This is a genomic window from Hymenobacter aerophilus DSM 13606 (assembly GCF_000382225.1).
Taxonomy (GTDB): Bacteria; Bacteroidota; Bacteroidia; order Cytophagales; family Hymenobacteraceae; genus Hymenobacter; species Hymenobacter aerophilus.
In genome coordinates this window covers 1-2884 of sequence record NZ_KB907858.1, presented here as the reverse complement: position 1 = coordinate 2884, position 2884 = coordinate 1, and the positions used below count along the sequence as shown (strand labels likewise).

The window sequence follows — 2884 nt, the reverse complement described above, 5'->3', positions numbered from 1 at the left end:
GGAGGGAAAGGAGATGGGTCGCACCTCAAATTTCCCGCTTTTGTGGGAGTCTTTTCTGTTTTGCGCCTGACTGACTACTTCCTAAACAGCTTCAAAATAGCGAGGTAGTTGAACTAGAAATACATTGGCCAAGATTGAAATTATCAAAGTTATCGGAGCAACTATCCGTACGGCTTCTAATGCCTGCCTTTCATCTAATATAAGGTAGCCAGTGGCGTAAACAGCCGTAGCAACAAGCCAGCCCGCCATCGAAGCATAAATTGCTGCCAACGTATAATTTTTCACGGCTACAAGGGTTACCGCAGCTCCAGCAATACCACATTCTCCACGTGGTGGGTGTGCGGGAACATATCAACGGGCTGCACGCGCACCACCTGATACGCGGCGTCCAGCAGCTCCAGGTCGCGGGCCTGGGTGCCGGGGTTGCAGCTGACGTAGACGATGCGGGGGGCGCGCATTTCGAGCAGGCGGGCCACCACGTCGGGGTGCATGCCGGCGCGGGGCGGGTCGGTGATGACCACGTCGGGGCGGCCGTGCTTGGCAATGAACTCGGCGTTGAGCACGTCCTTCATGTCGCCGGCGTAGAACTCGGTGTTGGTCGTGCCGTTGATTTCGGAGTTGATGTAGGCGTCCTTCACGGCCGATTCCACATATTCTACGCCCACAACGTGCTTGGCCTGCCGGGCCACGAAGTTGGCGATGGTGCCAGCCCCGGTGTAGAGGTCATACACCAGCTCCGAGCCGGTGAGCTGGGCGAAGTCGCGGGTGATTTTGTAGAGATTGTAGGCGCCTTCCGAGTTGGTCTGGTAGAACGATTTTGGCCCCACGCGGAAGCGCAGGCCCTCCATTTCCTCGTGGATGTGCGGCTCGCCTTTGTAGCAGACTACCTCCAGGTCGTTGAAAGTTTCGTTGCCCTTGTTGTTGAGCACGTAGTTGAGCGAGGTGATTTGCGGGAACCGCTCGGCCAGGAAGTCCAGCAGCGGCACCAGCGCCTCGTGGGCGTAGTAGCACTGCAGAATCACCATCAGGTCGCCGGTATTGGCCGTCCGGATGATGAGGTTGCGCAGGAAGCCTTCCTGGGTTACGAGGTTGTTGAAGGGCAGATCGTGCTCCAGGGCGTAGTCGCGCACCGCCAGCCGGATCTGGTTGCTGGGGTCGGGCTGGAGCCAGCAGTGGTTGATGTCGAGAATCTTATCGAAGCGGCCGGGGGTGTGGAAGCCCAGCACGCGCCGCTCGTAGTCGTGGCCACTGGCAATCTGCTCGTTGGTCAGCCATCCGTTGTGGCTGAAGGTGAATTCGAGCTTGTTGCGGTAGTAGGTCTGGTCGGGCGAGGGCGCGATGGGCAGGATTTCGGGCAGCGCCACCTTGCCGATGCGCTGCAAGGTGTCGGCCACCTGCTGGTGCTTGAATTGGAGCTGGGTTTCGTAGCCCAGGTGCTGCCACTTGCAGCCCCCGCAGGTGCCGAAATGCTCGCAGAACGGCGTCACGCGCAGCTCCGAATACTTATGAAACTTGGTAGGCACGGCCTCCAGAAAGTTCTTCTTGGCCTTGGTCACGCGCAAATCCACCACGTCGCCGGGCGCCACCTGGGTCACGAAGATGACCAGATTCTCGCGACGCACCAGGCACTTGCCCTCAGCCACCATGTCGGTAATCTCGACTTCGCGGAGCAGTTCCGCCGGAATGTTCTTCACTGATTTTCTCACGGCAGCAAAGATAACCACTGATTCGCGCTGATTTTTCATCACTGATTCCCGCTGATTTTTCGCTGATTAAGCTGATTGCGTAATCGCTCGGCAGTTTAGCCCGGAATTGATGAATTTTGCGACTGGATTGGTCGCTCGACTGAGTTGAATCTGGAATCAGCGGAATCAGCGAAAAATCAGCGGGAATCAGTGATGAAAAATCAGCGTAAATCTGTGATCATGAGGGATAAAGTAGTGCTGATTACGGGCGGTACCTCCGGCATCGGCCGCGCCACGGCCCTGGAGTTCGGGCGGGCAGGCGCCAAAGTGGCCATCACCGGCCGCAACGAAGCCCGCCTGGCCGAAACGGCCGCCGAACTGGCGGCGCTGGGCGTGGCGCATCTGGCCATTAGGGCCGATGTGGGCGTGGAGGCCGACTCGGAGCGGGCGGTGCGGGAAACGGTAGCCGCGTTCGGCGGGCTCGACGTGCTCATCAACAACGCCGGCATCAGCATGCGGGCCCTGTTTCGGGATGCCGACCTGGACGTTATCCGGCAGCTGATGCAAACTAACTTCTTCGGCACCCTGTACGCCACCAAGTTTGCGCTGCCCTACGTCACGCAGGCCAAGGGCTCGATTGTGGGCATCAGCAGCATTGCCGGCTACCGGGGCCTGCCGGGGCGCACGGGCTACTCGGCTTCTAAGTTCGCCATGCACGGCTTTCTGGAGGCCCTGCGCACCGAACTGCTGCCCCAGGGCGTGCACGTGCTGCTGGCCTGCCCCGGCTTCACGGCCTCCAACATCCGCAATGTGGCCCTGGCCGCCGATGGCAAAGCCCAGGGCGAGTCGCCGCGCGACGAAGGCGCCATGATGAGCAGCGAGGAAGTAGCCCGGCACCTGCTGGAAGCCGTGCAGCAACGTCGCCGCGACCTAGTGCTTACGGGCCAGGGCAAGCTCACCGTCTGGCTCAACCGCCTGCTCCCGGGCCTGGCCGATAAGCTCGTGCTCAAGCATTTCCGCAAGGAGGAGCCGGATTTCAAGTTGTAGTCCAAGATGCTGCGGATATCCATTAGGAATCTGCCTGGCGGCCATAAACCAGTGGCGCTAGCTAACCCAAGTTGCGGACTATAACCCAACTTGGTGTAGGGCGTGGGCAAAGATGAAGAGGGCGATTTTCAAGGCAAACCCAGCCGCTGTTA

The 2884-nt window shown here is 59.7% G+C and carries 3 protein-coding genes; 1 reads left to right on the top strand and 2 read right to left on the bottom strand.

What is annotated here, in order from left to right; translation table 11 throughout:
- Positions 1 to 81 precede the first annotated feature (81 nt).
- Both H145_RS24415 and rlmD read right to left on the bottom strand, forming a co-directional pair.
- Positions 82 to 285 (bottom strand): hypothetical protein, encoded by a 204-nt coding sequence (locus tag H145_RS24415; protein WP_157541838.1) that lies wholly within the window; start codon positions 283 to 285, stop codon positions 82 to 84.
- A gap of 11 nt (positions 286 to 296) precedes the next feature.
- Positions 297 to 1706 (bottom strand): 23S rRNA (uracil(1939)-C(5))-methyltransferase RlmD, encoded by a 1410-nt coding sequence (gene rlmD / locus H145_RS0119240; RefSeq protein WP_026351638.1) that lies wholly within the window; start codon positions 1704 to 1706, stop codon positions 297 to 299.
- 219 nt (positions 1707 to 1925) lie between these two features.
- Here rlmD and H145_RS0119235 point away from each other — a divergent pair, with 219 nt between their 5' ends.
- Positions 1926 to 2732 carry an SDR family oxidoreductase gene (locus tag H145_RS0119235; RefSeq protein WP_019949773.1) on the top strand — a complete coding sequence of 269 codons (807 nt, stop codon included), beginning with the start codon at positions 1926 to 1928 and terminating at the stop codon, positions 2730 to 2732.
- Positions 2733 to 2884 lie beyond the last annotated feature (152 nt).

Bases quoted from the DNA above. Each gene is read 5' to 3' on its own strand.
- H145_RS0119235 (WP_019949773.1), top strand. From the start codon at position 1,926: ATGAGGGATAAAGTAGTGCTGATTACGGGCGGTACCTCCGGCATCGGC.